18 protein-coding genes are annotated in these 16338 nt (G+C 72.4%); 8 read left to right on the top strand and 10 right to left on the bottom strand.

What is annotated here, in order from left to right:
• Positions 1-52: 52 nt before the first annotated feature.
• The 9 genes from C6W10_RS31810 to C6W10_RS31770 all read right to left on the bottom strand — a co-directional run bounded on the left by C6W10_RS31810 (position 53) and on the right by C6W10_RS31770 (position 10482).
• Positions 53-820 carry a glyoxalase gene (locus tag C6W10_RS31810; protein ID WP_107262770.1) on the bottom strand — a complete coding sequence of 256 codons (768 nt, stop codon included), beginning with the start codon at positions 818-820 and terminating at the stop codon, positions 53-55.
• Between the two features lie 63 nt (positions 821-883).
• Complete coding sequence (locus tag C6W10_RS31805; RefSeq protein WP_107262769.1) at positions 884-1753, bottom strand: oxygenase MpaB family protein; 870 nt, start codon at positions 1751-1753, stop codon at positions 884-886.
• 8 nt (positions 1754-1761) lie between these two features.
• Positions 1762-3009 (bottom strand): MAB_1171c family putative transporter, encoded by a 1248-nt coding sequence (locus tag C6W10_RS31800; protein WP_107262768.1) that lies wholly within the window; start codon positions 3007-3009, stop codon positions 1762-1764.
• 11 nt (positions 3010-3020) lie between these two features.
• Positions 3021-3524, bottom strand: coding sequence for a hypothetical protein (locus C6W10_RS31795; protein WP_159104842.1), 504 nt, complete (start codon positions 3522-3524; stop codon positions 3021-3023).
• A 51-nt stretch (positions 3525-3575) separates the two neighbouring features.
• Entirely contained in the window at positions 3576-4025 is a 450-nt protein-coding gene (locus C6W10_RS31790; RefSeq protein ID WP_107262766.1) for a helix-turn-helix domain-containing protein, read from the bottom strand.
• Positions 4026-4397: 372 nt separating this feature from the next.
• The gene (locus C6W10_RS31785) at positions 4398-5474 is read right to left on the bottom strand and encodes a polysaccharide deacetylase family protein (RefSeq protein WP_107262765.1); all 1077 of its coding nucleotides are present in this window, start codon (positions 5472-5474) and stop codon (positions 4398-4400) included.
• A gap of 169 nt (positions 5475-5643) precedes the next feature.
• Positions 5644-8724: an EAL domain-containing protein gene (locus C6W10_RS31780; protein ID WP_159104841.1), complete on the bottom strand. Its 3081-nt coding sequence runs from the start codon at positions 8722-8724 to the stop codon at positions 5644-5646.
• 216 nt (positions 8725-8940) lie between these two features.
• Positions 8941-9225, bottom strand: a complete 285-nt coding sequence (locus C6W10_RS31775; RefSeq protein ID WP_159104840.1) for a hypothetical protein — start codon at positions 9223-9225, stop codon at positions 8941-8943.
• A gap of 165 nt (positions 9226-9390) precedes the next feature.
• Positions 9391-10482, bottom strand: a complete 1092-nt coding sequence (locus C6W10_RS31770) for a DUF4037 domain-containing protein (protein WP_107262762.1) — start codon at positions 10480-10482, stop codon at positions 9391-9393.
• A gap of 96 nt (positions 10483-10578) precedes the next feature.
• Here C6W10_RS31770 and C6W10_RS31765 point away from each other — a divergent pair, with 96 nt between their 5' ends.
• Together C6W10_RS31765 and C6W10_RS31760 are read left to right on the top strand one after the other, a co-directional pair.
• Positions 10579-10950, top strand: coding sequence for a hypothetical protein (locus C6W10_RS31765; protein ID WP_107262761.1), 372 nt, complete (start codon positions 10579-10581; stop codon positions 10948-10950).
• A complete protein-coding gene (locus C6W10_RS31760) occupies positions 10943-11398 on the top strand; it encodes a MerR family transcriptional regulator (RefSeq protein WP_107262760.1) in 456 nt (151 codons plus the stop codon). Before C6W10_RS31765 ends, C6W10_RS31760 begins: the two co-directional genes overlap by 8 nt.
• A gap of 30 nt (positions 11399-11428) precedes the next feature.
• Here C6W10_RS31760 and C6W10_RS31755 read toward each other — a convergent pair whose 3' ends face one another.
• Positions 11429-11842: a YchJ family protein gene (locus C6W10_RS31755; protein ID WP_107262759.1), complete on the bottom strand. Its 414-nt coding sequence runs from the start codon at positions 11840-11842 to the stop codon at positions 11429-11431.
• 221 nt (positions 11843-12063) lie between these two features.
• On the opposite strand from C6W10_RS31755, the gene C6W10_RS31750 reads away from it, so the two are divergent.
• From C6W10_RS31750 to C6W10_RS31725, 6 genes are all read left to right on the top strand, one after another.
• Positions 12064-12990, top strand: coding sequence for a DMT family transporter (locus C6W10_RS31750; RefSeq protein ID WP_107264439.1), 927 nt, complete (start codon positions 12064-12066; stop codon positions 12988-12990).
• An 86-nt stretch (positions 12991-13076) separates the two neighbouring features.
• On the top strand, positions 13077-13625 hold the full coding sequence (locus C6W10_RS31745) for a PH domain-containing protein (protein ID WP_234361981.1): 549 nt from the start codon (positions 13077-13079) through the stop codon (positions 13623-13625).
• 342 nt (positions 13626-13967) lie between these two features.
• Entirely contained in the window at positions 13968-14600 is a 633-nt protein-coding gene (infC, locus tag C6W10_RS31740; RefSeq protein WP_107262758.1) for a translation initiation factor IF-3, read from the top strand.
• A gap of 20 nt (positions 14601-14620) precedes the next feature.
• A complete protein-coding gene (gene rpmI, locus C6W10_RS31735; protein WP_101366674.1) occupies positions 14621-14815 on the top strand; it encodes a 50S ribosomal protein L35 in 195 nt (64 codons plus the stop codon).
• A gap of 32 nt (positions 14816-14847) precedes the next feature.
• Positions 14848-15240, top strand: a complete 393-nt coding sequence (rplT, locus tag C6W10_RS31730; RefSeq protein WP_107262757.1) for a 50S ribosomal protein L20 — start codon at positions 14848-14850, stop codon at positions 15238-15240.
• A gap of 32 nt (positions 15241-15272) precedes the next feature.
• On the top strand, positions 15273-16157 hold the full coding sequence (locus C6W10_RS31725; protein WP_107262756.1) for an RNA methyltransferase: 885 nt from the start codon (positions 15273-15275) through the stop codon (positions 16155-16157).
• Positions 16158-16338 lie beyond the last annotated feature (181 nt).

Raw genomic sequence — 16338 nt, 5'->3', positions numbered from 1 at the left:
CCCTTACGACTGAGACATATCCATAAAGACATATCTCAATCGCGCGACCGGCTCAAGTCCGTCCGTGCGGCAAGGTGTCGTCGGGCAGCCATCCGGCGAGTACCGCCGGGTCGGCGACCGCGCGTTGCACCTGCTCCCGTTCCGGCCCGGTCAACCGGATCTCCCGCAGCCGGGCACCCCAGCCGGGTACCCGGTCGGGCTCCTCCAGCGCGATTGAGAGTTCGATCAGCGCGGCCAGCGCCAGGGCCCGGTCGAGATCGGAGGCCGTCTCGCCGTGCCGGCGCAGCCCGGAGTTGAGGGCCCGGAACGCCGCCCGGTCGTCGGTCTTGAACTCGCGCAGGATCTGCGCGTTGTCGATGACCTTCGCCAGCCCGGTCAGCCGCTTCGAGCCGCCGTACTCCAGTTCCTCCGGCTCGTCGCGCCGGATGAAGACGATCGAGTTGCCGGACGGGTCCACGATGCTGAACCGGGACGCGCCGGGGCGGTAGCGGGTGATCCTCGGCAGCCCCTTGCCGAGCACCTTCCCGTACGTCTTCCGCATCGCCGCCACGAACGCCGCGTGGTAGGGCGCGACCGCCCCGACCTGCACCAGACATCCGCCGGTGTTCTCCAGCGTCGGGTCGAGCCCGGCCGACGCGGCACCGTAGTGCAGCTCGAACCCGCTCCAGCGAAACGCCAGATACAGGTACGGCTTGCGCTGGTTCCAGGTCACCTCGAAGCCGAGAGCCTGCCAGAACGCGAGCGTCTCGTCCACGGAGACACACGGCAGCAGCGGCACCGTCGTCTCGTCCGGCACTATCCGCTCGTCACCAGTCGTCATCGATCTCTCGCCCCGTCCCGGCCGTAGGTCGGGCCATTGTGCCAGCGGGCCGGCACGATCCGCCTATGCCCGAGCGGAGGGGTGTTCCGCCGGGCCGACCGTGGCGATGTCGTAACCGTCCGGGTACGTCTTCGCCCGCAGCCCGCCGTCGAGGTACCGCCGCCGGCGCGGTGCCGCCCCGTACCGCAGGTAAGCGGCGCGTCCGGCGAGTCCCCCGGTGAGTGCCGCCCGGGCCCACCACGGCGGCGGGGCGACCGAGAGGGCCGCCCGCAGCGGCGGGTCGAGCAGCGCGTCGGCGACCCGGCTGCCGACCGACACCAGCGGCTTCGGCAGGTCGGCAAGCAGCCCCTTGGTGGCGGTGATGAGCTGCCGGGCGGCCGGGGTGGGTGCGAACCGCTCGGCCTCGAACGCGTCGTACCAGCGCGCGTAGCTCTCCAGGTCCGGCGGGATGGCGGTGATCCGCATCCGCCGGCCCAGTTCGGCGTAGAAGTGGTAGATCGCGGCGCGCTCGTGGCAGCAGAGTGGACGCCAGCCGTACCGGTCGATCCACCGGGTGCCGACGAAGACGAAGGTGCCGAGCACGTACAGGTAGTCGTCGTTGTCGATGGCGTACCGGCGGTGCAGCTGGTTGAGCCGTCGGGTGGCCGCCCGACCCAGCGGATGGTCGAGGCCGTGCTCGATCAGGGTGTACATCAGGATGCCGGTGTCGTCGGCGCGGCGCTCGGTCCGGGTCGTGGTCTCACCGGTCGCGGCCAGCAGTTCGGCGATCGACGGCACGGCGAAGGTACGCCAGAAGGCCAGCAGCAGCCCCATCCGGACGTCGAACGGAAACTCCCACAGCGCGGTGGTCCGATAGATCTGGTGGCAGTCCCGCGCCGGGTCGAGTGCGCGGATCTGGCGTAGCCGGTCGAACCGGCCGGGCCGGTGCAGCATCGGTGCCGTCAGCTCCTCACCGGCGTACCGGGGGCGGCGGGCGCGGCGGTGACCGGCGGCAGCCGGCGCAGGGCCGACGAGACGTGGCCGAGGAACTCCAGGTCACCGGCGAGGTCGTCGTCGTCCGGCTGTCCCGCCGGCCCGGGCCGGGTTCCCCGCCCCGCCGCGGCGGCCGGCTGCGCCGCCTGCTGTTCCAGGGTGGCCGTGCGCAGCCGGGCCAGCGCGTCCCGGATCCGGATCGCCTCCCGGTTCGCGGCGGCCGTCCTGCCACCGCGACCCTCCGGGGGAGTCCCGTCGGTCGGTGCCAGGTACGGCGCGAGCGCGAGCCGGCCGTCGCGGATCTCGATGACCCGCCGGTAGAGCGCGAAGTCGAGGTCACGCAGCATCCGCAGGTCGGCCCGGCGGGACGTGGGCGGGTCGAGGGCGATCTCCGGCATCGCCTGGTACATGGCGTGCCAGAGCGGGTAGAGCCGCAGATAGGTGCGGGCCCGGCCCAGTCTCTGCACGGCGGCGGAGAGGTTCGGTCCCCAGGACGGGATCGTGAAGCCGACCGTGATCACCAGCGCTCCGAGGCAGGCGCAGAGGGTACCGAGGTCGCTCAGGGTCGGCAGCGTCGTGCCGAGCCAGGCGGCGACGACGTACCCGCCCTTGCCCAGGCAGTAGCCGAGCGCGACGATCGATCCGGCCGCGACCAGCCGCAGGCCCCGGCGCAGCCACGGGCGGCCGTCGGTCCGGGCGACCCGGTTGGCGAACTGGAGGCTGCGCCAGGCGGCGACGCCGAGGCCGACGGCGAAGGCGGAGACGTAGACCAGCAGGAACGTGCCGCCGACCGGGCGGGGGCCGTAGACGTCGTCGAAGTCGCTCGGCGCCTCGACGGTGGCGCCGCTGTTGGCGAAGAGCACCGCCATCGCGACCAGCACCAGGCCGTAGAAGACGGCGAGCATCCTGGCCCGGGGCAGCGCCTCGGCCGGCGGCATGTGCCAGAGCATCAGCATGACCAGCGCGGTGACGCTGTATCCGACGATGCAGGAGTAGACCAGCAGCGAGGCGAGATTCGGTACCCCGAAGAAGCGGTTCACCGCCGTGTAGACGGCCGGCACGGCCATGGTGAAGCCGGCCGCCGGCAGTGCGATGCAGAGAGTGAGCACCCAGAGGTTCAGGTTGCGGGGGTTGCGGACGAGTGCCGCCACCTTGTAGCCCACCGCGATCCACGCCACCGCCGCGCAGAACAGGAAAACGCCGCTCTTACCGTCCATCCGGCAACACCCTAGTGTTCCAGTGACTGGCCGAGCCGTTCGACCACCGGGTCGCTCGGGGTACGCGGTGCCGGCGGGCGCCACAGCCCGGCCCGCTGGCCGAGCAGCGAGGCGAGGGTCTCGGCCTCCTGCTCCTCCTGGCTGCTGTAGTTGGTCCTGGCGAACATCGCCCGGACCACCCCCGGGTCGAGGTGCCGGAAGAGTTGCCGACTGCCCTGTACGTCGTCGAGCAGGTGCAGCCGGTGCTCCAGCAGCAGGTGGGCCAGCTCGTGCAGGGCGATGTGCACCCGCTGCACCCCGGTCGCGGCGGAGGTCACCACCAGGTAGTCGGCGGCGTCGGTCGAGACGCAGAGCCCGCACGGCGCCCCGGGCGGCAGGTCGAACGCGATCAGGTGGACCGGACGTCCCCGGTCGGCACCGAAGTCGCCGATGAACGTGTCGAGGTCGAAGGGGTCCGGTACCCGGATGCCGCGTGCCAGTTGCTCACAGCGCCGGCGTACCTGCCGTAGCGTCATGGGCCCACCGTTCCTCCGCGCGGCGTGCTGTCGCCAGATCGCGACCCGCATTCACGCGCCATCATCCGCGTCCGGCCTGCCCTGTTCAAGGACGCGGATCACCCCGAGCAACTCGGTCAGGGCATCGATGGCGGACTGTGCCTCCGGGATGACGGAGTTGCGCAGCGCGACGGTGCGGGCGCGTACCTGCTGCAATGCGGCGGCGAGGTCGAGTTCCTTGTCGACGTCGGCCGCCAGTCGGTCGCTGGTGAAGTATTCCACCGGTACGCCGAAGAACTTGGCCAGCGCCCGCAGATGGCTGAGGTTCGGGTCGCGCTTCTTCCCGGTACGCAGCTGTCCGATGTAGGTGTGCGAGATGGACTCGCCCTGTGCGGTGATCGCGTCCGCCACCTCGCGCAGGCTGTACGCACTGCCGTCGGGCTTGCGGATGCGGTCGAAGAGCCGGTCCAGCCGGTCGGCCAGCGGCCCCGGGCTGCGGAACTCTCCCGCCTCCTCAACCATCTGGCCTCCTCCGCAGCTGGGTCCAGTGGTTTACAGCATGCCATAGAGGTGTGCACGCATGTTGACGGGATCACGTGCCGTGTGCATATCATCGCTGCGGACGCGTGGTGGGCATTCCGAGCGGATGTGCTGGGACGCGCGTGCACGGGGAGGTGTCGTCGTTCAACGGGGGAGACGGGATCCGGTGCGCTGCCATGCCGGAGCCCGTCGTATGGACGGCATCCGCGGACCACTCGCCGGGGGCGGCGGGTCCGTGAGCCCGACGGTCGACGTCGGGCGCCCGGCCGGGGCAGGGGTTCGGCCGGGCGCCTGACGTCAGATCCACGGTGCTGCCCTGCGGATCCACATCGGACGGATCCGCTGAATCGGAAGTCAGCTCGCGGTGCAGGTCGGTGACATCCCGGTCCCGCTGCCGGTGCCCTGGAAGCCGAACTCGGTCGACTGTCCGGGGGAGATCCGGCCGTTGAAGCTCACGTTGGTGAAGGTGACCGCGCCGCTGCTGCCGCTGCGCTGGCTGTTCCACGAGTTCGTGACCGTGGCGCCGGACGGCAGGCTCACCCCTACCGACCAGCCGTTGGTGCCGGACGAGCCGGCGGTGACCCGTACGGTGGCCACGAAGCCGCCGTTCCAGGAGTTCAGCGAGGCGGTCGCGGTGCAGCCGCCCGGTCCCTGCGTCGGCGGGTTCGTCGGGGGGTTCGTGGGCGGGTTGGTCGGTGGGTTCGTCGGCGGGTTGGTGGGCAGGTTGGTGCCGTCGGGTGCGACGGCCCGACCGGTGGTCGGCGAGATCATCCCGGGGCAGAGGTTGCGGTTGGCCAGGTTGGCCACGATCTGCGGGACGGCGTTGATGGTGGTCTGGTAGCCGTCGTGCATCAGGATGACGCCGCCGTCGGTGAGGTTGCCGGCGGCCTGGACGATCTGCGCCGTGCTGGCGCCGTTCCAGTCCTGGGAGTCCACGCTCCAGAGCACCTCGGTCAGGCCGAACTGGGCCTGCACCGAGCGCAGCGTGGCGTTGGTCTCGCCGTACGGCGGCCGGAAGAGCCTCGGCGCGGTCCCGGTGGCCTGCTGGATGGCCTGCTGGGTCTGGCTGATCTCCGAGGTCATCTGCGCGGTGCTGAGCTGGGTCATGTGCGGGTGCGTCCAGCTGTGGTTGCCGATCCACATCCCGGCCTGCTGCTGGGCGCGTACCAACGCGGGGTTCTGCTGGGCCCGCTGGCCGACGTTGAAGAAGGTGGCCCGGGCGCCGGCCGAGCGCAACGCGTTGAGCAGCGCGGCGGTGGTGCCGGTGTTGGGGCCGTCGTCGTAGGTCAGTGCCACGTAGCCGTTGCAGGCTGCGGCGGCGACCGGCGGCGCGGCGACGGTGACGGCGGCGGCGCCGGCCGTGACGGCCAGGGCGGTGGCGGCGAGCGCGGCGTAGAGGCGGCCGCGCGGCCGGGAACGCGGACGGGGCATGGGGGCTCCTCGGTGGGTGGCGGGGCGGTCTGCCGATGGTGGTGGACGTTGAAACATTTCGCAGTTTCGATCGAAATATATTCAACGGCGGCAGTCGATGTCTAGCCGCATCGGGACACGAGCAGCCGGGCGCCGGGCGGAGCCGACGAAGAGTGCAGAGGGGACGGCGCTAGCGGACGGCCCGGGCCGCCAGCCGGGGGAGGCCGACCGGGCTGCCGTCACGGAGGATCGCCTCCGCCTCCGCCCCGCTGACCGGGCCGGCGAAGAGGTAGCCCTGACCGTGGTGGCAGCCGTAGCGGCGCAACTGGTCCCGCTGTGCGGCGGTCTCGATCCCCTCGGCCACCAGCTCCAGCCCCAGGTTGAGCCCCATCGACACGATCGAGCGGACCAGCTCCCGACTCTTGCCGTCGGTGGCCAGCGGCGCCACGAAGGACCGATCGATCTTGAAGGCGTCGATCGTCAGGTGGTGCAGCGCCTGCAACGAGGAGTAGCCGGTGCCGAAGTCGTCGATGTGCAGCTGTACGCCGAGTTCGTGCAGTGCGGCCAGCTTCGTCCGGGCCGCCGGGACGTCGTGCACGATGACGCCCTCGGTGATCTCGATGATCAGGGCCGCCGGGTCCAGCCCCGCCGCCCGCAGGCTCTCCTCGATGTCCTCCAGCAGCCGGGTGTGCCAGAACTGCCGGTTGGAGACGTTGACGCTCATCCGCAGCCCCTCCGGGGCGGACCCGCCCGCCCGCCAGGCGGCGAGCTGCTGGCACGCCTCGGCCAGCGCCCAGCGGCCGATCGGCGGCATCAGCCCGCTCTCCTCGGCGATCGGCAGGAAGTCGGCCGGTGCCACCAGTCCGCGTACGGGATGCCGCCAGCGCATCAGCGCCTCGAACGCGTGGGTACGGCCGTCGCCCAGCCGTACGATCGGCTGGTAGCGCAGTTCGAAGCCACCGGTCTCCAGTGCCCGGCGCAGCTCCGCCTCGGTACGCAGCCGCCCGACGACCCGCTCGTGCATGGCGACGTCGAAGACCGCGTGCGAGCCCTTGCGCTGCCACTTCGCCGAGTACATCGCGGTGTCGGCGTCCCGGATGACGTCCTCGGCGTGCTGGTAGCCGGTGCTGCTGCGGGAGATGCCGATGCTGGCCGAGACGACGAACTCCTCCTCGCCGAGCCGGAACGGCACGTCCAGCGCGCCCCGGATCCGCTCCGCCACCGCGGCCGGATCCTCGCCGTCACACCGGTGCCGCAGCAGTACGGCGAACTCGTCCCCGCCGAACCGGGCGGCGACCTCCGCCTCCCGGGCACTGGCCCGGATCCGCTCGGCGACCTGGACCAGCAGCCGGTCGCCGGCCAGGTGTCCCAGGCTGTCGTTGACCAGCTTGAACCCGTCGAGGTCGAGCAGCAGCACCGAGTAGTGCCGTTCCGGGTGCCGGGCCTGGGCGGCGACGGCCGCCTGGAGCCGGTCCAGGAAGAGGGACCGGTTGGCCAGCCCGGTCAGCGGATCGTAGAGGGCCGCGTGCCGGAGCAGGTCCTCCTGCTCACGCAGGGACTTCAGCACCGCGTCGTGGTCGAGGGCGATGGTCAGCAGGGCCGCCCACTGGTTCATCATCTCCCGGCCGCTGGCCACCTCCGCCTCGATCGGACCGACGACGGCGAGCATTCCCCAGTCGCTGGCGCCGATCTGCAACGGCGCCACGTAGACCATCTGGTCGGCGTCCAGGTCCGCGAGGTCGACCAGTTCGGCCGGCGGGAACGACCGGGGCGGCACCGGCCCGACCGGCATCGGCACCGGCCCACGGTCCCGTTCGAACATGGTGACCAGGTCCAGGGTCCGTTCGGTGCCGTCGGCCCCGCCCGGGGTGGCCGACCAGAGGCCGAGGCAGCCGCCCCGGGCGTTGGTGTCCTGGATCCAGGCCAGCGCGCGGGGATCCTTCTCGTGACTGCGCAGCAGGTTCTTGCTCACCGTGTAGAGCGTCTTGAGGGTCGTCTGGAACTCGTTCTCCTCGATCCGGTGTGTCCGGGACCGGCTCTGCGCCAGCGCGACCACGATCTCCTCGGTACCGGCCCGGACCCGTTCGGCGCCGGCCGGGTCGTGCGGACCGATCCGGCCGGCCAGGCCCAGCCCGTACCGCCGGATGGAGTCCATCATCCGGACCACGCCCTCCGGATGCCGCTGGCTCAGCGTCTGTAGGCCGACCAGGGCCTGACGCAGGTCGGGCAGGTCCGGCCCCGGTGCGTCGTCGGCGGCCGCGGCGAGAGCGTCGGCGACCAGCGTGCCGGCCCGGGCGATGGTGGCCCGGCGGGGCGGGTCGACCTGGTCCGGCAGCGCCGCGACCAGTCGGGCGACCAGGTGTTCGGCGGTCGACGGTTCGGCGTCCGGCTCCGCCGCCAGGATCCCGGGCGCCAGCGGGTCGGCGCAGCCGCACGACTCGCGTGCCTGGAACGACGTGGGTACGGAATAGGTCCGGGCCTCGATCTCCTCCCCGTGCGCGGCCCGCAGGGCGAGTTCGGCGGCGATCCGACCCAGGGCCTCGAAGCTCTGCCGCACCGTGGAGAGGCTCGGGGTGAAGTAGACGACCCCCTCCATGTCGTCGAAACCGACCACCGCCTGCTGGCGCGGCACCTCCACACCGGCGGCCAGGAAGGTGCGGAGCAGGCCGATCGCGTTCAGGTCGTTTCCGGCGACCACCGCCGTCGACGGCAGGCCGGCGGCGAGCATCGCCCGGCCGGCGCGTTCGCCGCCGCTCTCCCGGTTGTCCCCGGTGTCGAAATGCAGATCGGTACGGGGGGTTATTCCGCACTCCAGCAGGGCGTCGCGATATGCCTCGTAGCGCTCGCGCAGATCTCGCAGTTCGAGATATCCGGCGAAAGCGATCTCCCGGTGGCCGTGTTCGACCAGGTGCAGGACCGCCTCGCGTACCCCGCGACGGTTGTCCGGGAGCACGACCGGACAGGAGACGCCGGGCATCGAGTCACTGATCATGATGACCGGTTTGCCGGCGCGTTGGATCGAGGTCAGGTATCCCGGCGACGCCGAGTTCAGGATCACCACGAACGCGGAGACGTGGTCCCAGGCCACCAGGTGCGGAAAGTCCGGAGGTTCGGGCGGGTCGAAGTCGAATGTGCCGGCGCCGAGGGTCTGAATGGCGATCATCCGGCCACCCGCCAGGGCGGTCGTCCGCGCGATTCCGCCGAGAATGCTGCCGAAATAGTCGCAACCGACAGACATGGTGAGTACGCCGATGGTGGGGCCATCGACCACGGCCATCACCTCCTGCACCAGTCGCCGCCGCAGGTGGGGCGGGGACCGGGCCGAGTCCGGTGGAAAGGTGGCTTTCCGGCAGTTTTTCCGATCAACTTCCGGAAAATTTCAGATAACCGTCGAGGAGCCTACCGGATCATGTTCGGAGCCGTCGATACGCGCGAATTTATCGTCCCGAGGTCACGAACCGACCCGCCCGGCCGGCCGGCCCGACAATCAGGAGCCGAGGCAGCCCGGCAACCGGGGAATGACGTCGGCCGGGACCAGGTCGGTGCAGATCGCGTCGGTACCGGCGACGAGCGCCCGCCACGTCGCACTGTCGCGGTCGTACCGGAAGAGGACGAAGGCCGGGTCGACCCGCTCCGGCGGCACGATAGTCGTCCCGGTCGCGTACCCCCGCAGGCAGGCCAGCCCGACGAGGCAGGCGAGCCCGAGACCTCGACGAGCGACGACGGTACGGCCGGAAGCGTCGCGCGGTGGGCGGATCACCACGGTGGTCATGCCGAGGCAGGCTACCCAACCTCTGCCGCCCGTGGGGTGCACCGCCGGCCCCGTCGGGACGCACCGCCGGTCCCGGTCCCCGTCCCGGTGCCGGTCGAGCCGGGTCACCGCGTCGGCGCTCCCGACACCGTCGCTCCCGACACCGGTGCTACCGACACCGTCGCGTCATCGGTCCCGCTGCCAGGCGGCGGCGGTCAGCGCCCTGGTCAGCTTCGGCTGGCACAGCACGGGAGTGTTGTCCACGAACTGGTCGATGCCGCCGAGCGGAGGCAGCCCGGCGACCTCGGGGTCGGTGATCCCGGCCAGCAGGGCGGCCGCGAACCGGTTGGCGCCGATGACCGGGTACGGCCGGTCGTGGAAGAGCAGCCGGGTCGCCTCCACCGGTTCGGCCAGGCCGAGCCGGTTCTGCCACGCCCCGGCCGCCTCGTAGGCGGTGTAGAGCGCCGCCTGCCGGGCCACGGCGTCCCCGGTCAGCGCCCCGTCCAGCGCGGTGGCGACCGCCGACGCCTCGGGCAGGGCGGCGAAGGCGCTGCCCAGCCACTTGCCGTACGGCGGATACCGCCGGCCGAGCAGCAGGCAGAGCCGCATCACGTCCCGGACCAGCCGGGCCGCCAGCACCCGGCTGCCCGCCTCTGAGCCGGCCTCGGCGGCCCGCCCGACGAACGGCTCCTCCTGGTCGATCCGGGCCCACTGGCAGGCCAGCAGGTAGCGCCAGACGTCGTCCGGATACCAGCGCAGGCGCTCCCGCAGCGCGGTCAGCTCGCCGGGGCCGTCGAAGAAGACGGCCCCGCCGGTCACCTCGGCCAGCAGTTGCGTCGGGGTGGCCAGCCAGTCGAAGGTCCGCACCCCCTGCCGGGGATCGAAGCCCAGTTGCCCGTCACACCAGACGCCCAGCTCGGTGACCTGCACCAGGTGCGCCACCGGCCCGTCGGTCTCGGCCGGCACCCGGGACTGGCCGGCGACCGGGACGAAATGTGTCGGCCAGCCGCCGACCCGCTTCGGCAGCCGCTCGGCCAGCAACGAGGTGATCCGCCCGCCGTACCGGTCGAGGTCGTCGGGGGCGAGGAAGAGGGTGAGCCGGGAACCCCAGTCGTGGTCGACCGAGCGCTCGGTGTCGAAGCCGAGCACCTCCGACCCCTGGCCGAGCCGGGCCGCCGCGTAGCGCAGCTCCGGGTACGCCTCGGCGAGCAGTGGACGTACCGCCTCGGTGTAGAGGAGCCGGCACAGTCGCAGTCCCGGCGTGAAGGGTCCCCACATCCGGTCGACCGTACGGCCGGCGGTTCCGGACCGGCGAGCGAATTTCCGGCGCCCACGCTTGCATCCGGTACCGGGGTACCGGCTTACCGTCGAGGTATGGCAGACGTACGAGGTGTCGCGGACGTACCCGCTGTCCCGCCCGGCTGGGTGCCGGCGGCCTGCACCCTGCCGACGGCGGAGCAGCCGGCCCGACTCGCCGAGTTCGACCGGGTACTCGGCACGGCCGTCCGCTCGGTGCGCCGGGTCGAACCCAACCGGCTCCGGCTGGAGTTGACCCCGACCCCGCAGGTGGCGTCCCGGGTGGCCGACCTGATGATGCGGGAGTCCGGCTGCTGTTCCTTCTTCACGTTCCGGCTCGACGTGGCCGGCGGCCGGCTGTGCTGGGACGTCGGGGTGCCGGCCGGGCAGGTGGCGGTGCTCGACGCACTGGCCGCCCGGGTGGGGCCGGACGGCGGGCACCGTGCCTGAGGGGCTGCGACCCGGTCAGCTCGCCGCGGCGGCCGGGGTCAACCAGCAGACCCTGCGGTACTACGAGCGGCGCGGGCTGCTCGCCGAACCCGCGCGTACCCTCGGCGGGCACCGCAGCTATCCGGCGGAGACGGTGACCCTGCTCCGGGCGATCAAGACGGCCCAGCGGCTCGGGTTCAGCCTCGCCGAGGTGGCCGAGCTGCTCGACGTCCGCGCTCCGGGGGTGCGCGGTGGGGCGGATCGGGTGCTTGCGGACCGCGCCCGGGTGAAGCTCACCGAGGTGGAGCGGCGGATCGCCGAGCTGACCGCCGTCGCGGCGACCCTGCGCGAGGCGCTGGCGGCCGGCTGCGCCGACCTGGTCGAGTGCGCCGAGACTCCGGAGTGTCCACTGCCCTCCTCCGGGCGGGCCGGCGCGGGCGGTTCCTGGCGGGGGCAGCCGGGCACATGATCGCCGAGCTCCGGTGAGTGCGCCGGTCCGCTACTCGGCGTCGAGATAGCGCCACTGGCCGTCCGCACGACCGAAGCGGCTGCGCTCGTGCAGCTCACCGGGGCGGCCCGATTGCCGGTAGTGCGCCCGGAACTCGACGATGCCGGCGCTGTCGAGCAGGCCGCCCCGGTCGGTGTTGAGGATGTCGAGCCGGGTCCAGCGAAGCGCCGGGTCCAGCGTCAGCCGGGCCGGTCGGGTCCGCGGGTGCCAGGTCCGGAGCAGGTAGCCGGCGTCGCCGACCGCGTACGCGCTGAACCGCGACCGCATCAGCGCCTCGGCGGTCGCCGCGACCGTGGTCCCCTCGTGCAGGGCGCCGCAGCACTGCTCGTACGTCGCCGGAGAGCCACACGGGCACGGCCGAGCGGACCGCGTACCGTCGGCCCGGCGGGCCTTGCGTTTCGCCATCGGATGATTGTCGCCGCCCGGCCGCGGGTCCGGCCGGCGACCGCGCTGCCGCCGAGGTCACGCCGGACGAGCGATCCGGATCACAGACACCGGCGGTCCTCCGCTGTGAGGCTTGGCCGCGACCCTGTGGGCCGGCCGTTCCGTGCCGCCCGACCGGTCGACGGTCGTCCGGCCGTCGACGGTAGCGCCGGGCGGGGTCGGGTGGACGGGGTGTGTCGCTGGTGAAGGTACTGCCGGGCTGGGCCGCGATCGGGCTGACCGTGCTCGCCGGGGTGGGGTCGGCCGCACAGAGCCTGGCCAACGCCGAGATGGGTGAGCGGACCGGTCATCCGATCATCGGTGCGCTGGTCAACAACACCGGGGGAGTGGCGCTGGTCCTGCTCGGCCTGCTCGTACTGCCGTCGATGCGGTCCGGCCTCGCGGTGCTGCGCCGGACCCGGCTGCCCTGGTGGACGTACCTGGGTGGGCTGTGCGGGGCGTTCTTCATCGTCGCGGCGACGTACATCGTGCCGGTGCTCGGGGTGGCGGTCTACACCATCGCCCAGGTGGCCGGGAACAGCGGCGGCGGGCTCGCCGTCGACCGGACCCGGCTGGCCCCGGCGGGCCGGCTGGGGCTGACCCGGTCCCGGGTGGCGGGTGCGCTGCTCGGGATCGCGGCGGTGGCGCTGGCCCAGTTCGGCCGGCCGGTCGGCGATCTGGCGGTCGGGCTGGTGCTGCTCGGCGTCGTCTGCGGGGTGCTGGTCGCCGTCCAGGGTGCGCTGAACGGCCGGATCTCCATGGTCGCCAACCCGGCCGCCGCCACGGCGGTCAACTTCGCGGTGAGCAGCGCGGCGATGCTGCCGGTGGCGGCGTTGACCGGCGCGCTGGCCCAGCTCGGCGCCACCGGCTGGCCCGACGAGTGGTACCTGTACGTCGGCGGGCCGCTCGGGGTCACCATCACCATCGCGCTGCTGGTCGGGATCCGGTCGATGGGACTGCTCCGTACCGGGCTGGCCCTGGTCGCCGGGCAGCTGGGCGGGGCGCTCCTGCTCGACCTGCGGCCGGGTGGACCCGGTGCCAGCCTGGCGGTGCTGGTCGGGGCGGTACTGACCCTGCTCGCGGTGCTCGTCTCCGGCCGGGCGGCCCGGGGTGCCCCGGCGGCCACCTGACGCCGGCCACGGCCCGGCCCGGCTCCGTCGGATCGTCCGGGCTGGCGGTGGCCGCTCGGACGCCGGGTGGCAGACTGGACGGCGTGATCGAGCCCGCCGTCGCCCGTGATCCCGACACCGTCTCCGTGCGTCCGCGACGCATCCGGGTGGTCTGCTGGGTCCTCGCTCCCGCGCTGGTGGTGATGTTCGCCCTGCTCAGCATCGGCCTGCACGGCCCGACCGGGTCCGGGGCGGCCACCTTCCAGCGGGGTGATCAGCTCGCCATGACCGGGCTGGGCGTACTCGGCGCTTTCGTGGTGCTGCTCTTCACCCGGCCGCGGGTGGAGGCGGACGCCCGGGGGGTCCGGGTGCGCAACGTCTTCGGCGGCTACGACCTGCCCTGGGCCGTGGTCCGGGCGGTGCGCTTCGACCGGGGCTCGGCCTGGGCCAGCCTGGAGCTGCACGACGACGAGCTGATGCCGGTGCTGGCCCTACAGGCGGTGGACCGGGAGCTGGCGGTCGACGGGGTACGCGCGCTGCGCGCCCTGCACGCCGCGCACCAGCAGCCAGGGCCGGACGCCGCGCACCAGCAGCCACGCCCGGGGCAGCCGGAGCCGGAATCCGAGGTCGTCCAGGGGCAGCGGGCGGCGGACTGATCTTCCGTCGCGCACCCGCCGTCCCCGGCGTGCCCGTTTTGGCGTCCTCCGGGCTGACCTGCTAGTCTTTACGAGTCGACCACTGTCTGGGTTCATCCACAGACAGTCGAGAAGCGGAGCGCCTGCTCCCACCCGAGTCACCATCATCCGGTGGCCGGGTCCGGTCACCGGTTCGGCTTTGCCGATCCGGGTGCGCGATCGTCGATCGCCACAGGCCGGTCGAGCAGGCCCTGGCATGTGCCGGGGCCTTTCTGCTTCTGGTCGAAGACGTTAGGCCGGCCACCGCTGACGCGCGGCCGGTGAGGATCACCACGAGGAGGCCCCATCAGCGTCGAGCCACGCGTGAACGAGCAGATCCGGGCACGTGAGGTCCGACTGGTCGGCCCTGAGGGCGAGCAGGTGGGCATTGTCCCACTGGAGCGCGCCCTCCAGCTGGCCGCGGACGTCGACCTGGACCTGGTCGAGGTTGCGCCCATGGCGCGCCCGCCGGTGTGCAAGCTCATGGACTTCGGCAAATACAAGTACGAGTCCGCACTCAAGGCGCGCGAAGCCAGGCGTAACCAGCAACAGACCGTCATCAAGGAGATGAAGCTCCGTCCGAAGATCGATCCGCACGACTACGAGACCAAGAAGGGTCACGTGGTGCGGTTCCTCAAGGCGGGCGACAAGGTCAAGGTGACGATCATGTTCCGCGGTCGCGAGCAGAGCCGACCGGAGCTGGGTTACCGGCTCCTGCGCCGACTCGAGTCCGAGATCTCGGAACTCGGATACGTCGAGGCCGCTCCGAAGCAGGACGGCCGTAACATGATCATGGTCCTGGCTCCGCACCGGGCCGTCAAGGCGTCCGCCACGGCCGCCACGGCGGCCAGGACGGGCTCCGCGCGCGAGCGGGAGGCAGCCAGTGCCGTCGAGGCACCGCCGGCCGCCGGGGCATCGCCCGCCGAGGCCGAACCCGCCGGGACGACCGGCGAGTAACAGGGGAGAGACGCACCAAGATGCCGAAGATGAAGAGCCACACCGGGATGGGCAAGCGGGTCAAGGTGACCGGCAAGGGCAAGATCGTTGCCCAGCAGGCCGGCCTCCGCCACAACCTGGAGAAGAAGTCCTCCACCCGGACCCGCCGGCTCACCGGCACCGTCGAGGTGGCCAAGGCCGATTTCAAGCGAATCAAGAAGTTGCTGGCCCGCTGACGCGCGCCTCTTGACCTGAAGGAGTAGTTGAGATGGCACGCGTCAAGCGGTCAGTGAACGCCCAGAAGAAGCGCCGTACGCTGCTGGAGACCGCCAGCGGCTACCGTGGCCAGCGGTCCCGGCTCTACCGCAAGGCCAAGGAGCAGGTGCTGCACTCGATGCAGTACGCCTACCGGGACCGGCGTGACCGCAAGGGCGACTTCCGGCAGCTCTGGATCACCCGGATCAACGCGGCGGCCCGCGCCAACGGGATGACCTACAACCGGCTCATCCAGGGGCTGAAGCTGTCCGGCGTCGAGGTGGACCGCAAGATCCTGGCCGACCTCGCCGTCAACGACCCGACGGCCTTCGCGGCCATCGTCGAGGTCGCCCGCGCCGCCGTGGCGGCCGAGGGCACCGGTGGCGCGTCGGCCCAGGCCGCCTGACCACCCCGCGACACCCGATCGAGGCGTCCCGCATGTCGGTAAACCCGCAGGTGGGACGCCTCGACCATGTCCGGGCACCGGAGCAGCCGCTCTTCACCCCGCGTACCCCGAGGATCGTCGCGGCCCGGCGGCTGCACCGGCGCCGGGAGCGGGACACCACCGGCCGGTTCCTGGCCGAGGGCCCGCAGGCGGTCCGGGAGGCGCTGGCCGCGCCGGGCGTACTGGTCGAACTCTTCGGTACCCCGGCCGGGCTCGACCGGTACGCCGACCTCGCCGGTAGCGCTGCCCGGGCCGGAGTACCCGTCTCCGGGGTGACCGACGAGGCGCTCGCCGCGCTGACCGAGACGGTCGCCCCGCAGGGGATCGTGGCGGTCTGCGCCCGGCTCGACGTGTCGATCGGCACCGCCCTTGCCCGACGTCCCCGGCTGGTGGCCGCGCTGGCCGAGATCCGTGACCCGGGCAACGCCGGCACGGTGCTGCGCACCGCCGACGCCGCCGGGGCGGGTGCGGTGGTCTTCGCCGGTGACGCGGTCGACCCGTACAACGGCAAGTGCGTGCGGTCGTCGGCCGGCAGCCTCTTCCACCTCGACGTCGTCCGGGCTCCCGACCCCGCCGACGTGGTCGCCGCGTTGCGGGCGGCCGGGCTGACCGTGCTGGCCGCCTCCGGCTACGGCGAGACCGACCTGGACGATCTCGCCGACTCCGGTGGGCTGGCCCGGCCGACCGCCTGGCTCTTCGGCTCCGAGGCGCACGGCCTGCCGGCGGAGCTGGCCGCCGCCGCCGACGCCCGGGTACGCGTACCGCTGCACGGCCGGGCCGAGAGCCTTAACCTGGCTGCCGCCGCCGCGGTCTGCCTGTACGCTTCGGCCAGAGCCCTGCGGCCCGGGGGCCCGCACGCCGCTCCGGAGAGCGCATAATGGACCCCGGGGCAGCAGAACCGACCAGGGAGTTGTCGACCTGATGACCGAGTCCGCGCAGTGCTGCGTCCGCGACGCGCGACGCCACTCGTTTAGCCAGCCCGCCGGTGCCGGCGGGCGGCAGGGCTGACCTCTTCTCCTCCCTGCGTACCCTCCCACCGGCGGGCTGCGGCCCAGCCGC

The organism is Plantactinospora sp. BB1, from assembly GCF_003030385.1.
In the GTDB taxonomy this organism is placed as follows: domain Bacteria; phylum Actinomycetota; class Actinomycetes; order Mycobacteriales; family Micromonosporaceae; genus Plantactinospora.
This window is presented reverse-complemented; position numbering and strand designations above follow the sequence as displayed.

Coding starts and splice junctions, on each gene's coding strand:
- C6W10_RS31795 (WP_159104842.1), bottom strand. CDS start 3,524: ATGACGCTACGGCAGGTACGCCGGCGCTGTGAGCAACTGGCACGCGGC.
- C6W10_RS31800 (WP_107262768.1), bottom strand. CDS start 3,009: ATGGACGGTAAGAGCGGCGTTTTCCTGTTCTGCGCGGCGGTGGCGTGG.
- rplT (WP_107262757.1), top strand. CDS start 14,848: ATGGCACGCGTCAAGCGGTCAGTGAACGCCCAGAAGAAGCGCCGTACG.
- rpmI (WP_101366674.1), top strand. CDS start 14,621: ATGCCGAAGATGAAGAGCCACACCGGGATGGGCAAGCGGGTCAAGGTG.
- C6W10_RS31725 (WP_107262756.1), top strand. CDS start 15,273: ATGTCGGTAAACCCGCAGGTGGGACGCCTCGACCATGTCCGGGCACCG.
- C6W10_RS31765 (WP_107262761.1), top strand. CDS start 10,579: ATGGCAGACGTACGAGGTGTCGCGGACGTACCCGCTGTCCCGCCCGGC.
- C6W10_RS31785 (WP_107262765.1), bottom strand. CDS start 5,474: ATGCCCCGTCCGCGTTCCCGGCCGCGCGGCCGCCTCTACGCCGCGCTC.
- C6W10_RS31810 (WP_107262770.1), bottom strand. CDS start 820: ATGACGACTGGTGACGAGCGGATAGTGCCGGACGAGACGACGGTGCCG.
- C6W10_RS31805 (WP_107262769.1), bottom strand. CDS start 1,753: ATGCTGCACCGGCCCGGCCGGTTCGACCGGCTACGCCAGATCCGCGCA.
- C6W10_RS31775 (WP_159104840.1), bottom strand. CDS start 9,225: ATGACCACCGTGGTGATCCGCCCACCGCGCGACGCTTCCGGCCGTACC.
- C6W10_RS31790 (WP_107262766.1), bottom strand. CDS start 4,025: ATGGTTGAGGAGGCGGGAGAGTTCCGCAGCCCGGGGCCGCTGGCCGAC.
- C6W10_RS31770 (WP_107262762.1), bottom strand. CDS start 10,482: ATGTGGGGACCCTTCACGCCGGGACTGCGACTGTGCCGGCTCCTCTAC.
- C6W10_RS31755 (WP_107262759.1), bottom strand. CDS start 11,842: ATGGCGAAACGCAAGGCCCGCCGGGCCGACGGTACGCGGTCCGCTCGG.